The 1434-nt window shown below is 42.0% G+C and carries 2 protein-coding genes and 2 pseudogenes; 1 reads left to right on the top strand and 3 read right to left on the bottom strand.

The window, feature by feature from the left end:
• Nucleotides 1-75 precede the first annotated feature (75 nt).
• Nucleotides 76-234: an RNA-protein complex protein Nop10 gene (locus METMK1DRAFT_RS15275; RefSeq protein WP_009075892.1), complete on the top strand. Its 159-nt coding sequence runs from the start codon at nucleotides 76-78 to the stop codon at nucleotides 232-234.
• Between the two features lie 332 nt (nucleotides 235-566).
• Here the strand turns inward: METMK1DRAFT_RS15275 and METMK1DRAFT_RS16920 are convergent.
• The 3 genes and pseudogenes from METMK1DRAFT_RS16920 to METMK1DRAFT_RS17985 all read right to left on the bottom strand — a co-directional run.
• A pseudogene (locus METMK1DRAFT_RS16920) lies at nucleotides 567-863 on the bottom strand (hypothetical protein); the annotation flags it as partial.
• Nucleotides 850-1254 (bottom strand): IS200/IS605 family transposase, encoded by a 405-nt coding sequence (gene tnpA, locus METMK1DRAFT_RS15270; protein WP_009075884.1) that lies wholly within the window; start codon nucleotides 1252-1254, stop codon nucleotides 850-852. The gene tnpA and the pseudogene METMK1DRAFT_RS16920, both read right to left, overlap by 14 nt.
• Before the next feature lie 63 nt (nucleotides 1255-1317).
• Nucleotides 1318-1434: pseudogene (locus tag METMK1DRAFT_RS17985) on the bottom strand (ISH3 family transposase); the annotation flags it as partial.

Below are 1434 nucleotides of genomic sequence, written 5' to 3'. Positions count from 1 at the left end.
CCAGAGACTGGAGGAGGTGGTGGGGAAGTTGATGGAGAGGGCAAAGGAGGAGGGGGTGGAGGCTGAGCTAGCGAAATGAGGTTGCTCAGGAGATGTGAGAGGGACTGGAGCTACACGCTGAGGGATAAGTGTCCCAAGTGTGGTGGGGAGACCGTGTCAGCTCACCCCCCCAGGTTCTCCCCAGAGGACAGGATGGTGAAGTACAGGCTCTTAGCTAGGGGGAAGAAGTGCTGAGGTAAGTCTCAGTTCAGTTAACTTGTGAGGTCTACGAACTGACCTCCTCCCAGCCCTAAACGATAGACCCAAAATCACCTCCTTGAAATCAATTGTGTAAATAAGCGTTTTAGCTAGATTAAATGTAAAATTCTCTGGATTGAGTTCAGGAAATAAAAGAATTAATAATAATCTACAGCAGTTATTAGATTTTGCCTTGACTTCAAGGCTACACCTAACGAGAAATCCCATAACTGCTGCTTATCTTGAATCCCATTGCAACAACTTGCTCCACAAGAGCCTTCACAATCTCTTCCTTACTATAGCTTTAACTTGCGAAATAAAGGCAAGTAATTCTTCCTGGCAACTTGTTGTGCGTTAACCTTTAACACGTGTTTGTACTTCTCACAGCAGTTATGGGATTTTTCCTTAGGTAGCGCCCTGTAATTAAGGTAAAATCTGATAACTGCTGTACTTCTCATATACCTCCTTTCCTGTCTTGGCAAAGTCGATCCTTTCCCCTTTCTTAAACTGTTGTATCCTTAACCAGTTAACTTCGTCCCGGCACTTGGCAGTTACTACAGCTAGTTCCTTCAGCTTCTCATGTGTTTTTATCCACATACTAGTTTAACTACGTTAGTCCTTTTCACCCTCTTTCACCCACTGTTCTTCAATGTATTTCCTTATGGTCTCACTTGATACGTTTCCAGCAGTTGACACGAAGTAGCTTCTTGTCCAGAGCTTAGTGTATTTTCTTAGCTCTGGGAATTTCTTCAAAACTAGCCTAGCAGACTTCCCCTTGAAGTAGTTTGCTAGGTATGACGGCGAATATCTGGGAGGACAATTGACGAACAAGTGTATGTGGTCTGACATCACTTTTAAGGCTATTATTTCACAACCTAGCCCATCGGCTATTGATTTTAAGACCTCTTTAGTGTATTCTACTATTTCGCCGACTAACACGTCTCTACGGTACTTAGGAATCCATACGAAATGGTAGTTGCATAGGTATCTTGCATGCCTCGTTGATTTATATTCCACAATACTTTAAAGTATTCAGAGTGTTTAAGCTTTTACCCCTCCCCTAGAACGGTAGACCCAAAATCACCTCCTTGAAAATAAATCTATATTATTAATAAGCGGTTCTACTGATTTAAGTAGAAAATCTTTTAGATTGAATAAATCATCAGAAAACAAGAGTATTAGGAGTATCCTGAACTG

Source organism: Metallosphaera yellowstonensis MK1 (assembly GCF_000243315.1).
Classification (GTDB): Archaea; Thermoproteota; Thermoprotei_A; order Sulfolobales; family Sulfolobaceae; genus Metallosphaera; species Metallosphaera yellowstonensis.
Note: the sequence above shows the minus strand (reverse complement) of the source record. Positions and strands in the feature narration are given on the sequence as shown.

Excerpts from the sequence above, each read along its gene's own strand:
- METMK1DRAFT_RS15275 (WP_009075892.1), top strand. The coding sequence starts at position 76 with ATGAGGTTGCTCAGGAGATGTGAGAGGGACTGGAGCTACACGCTGAGG.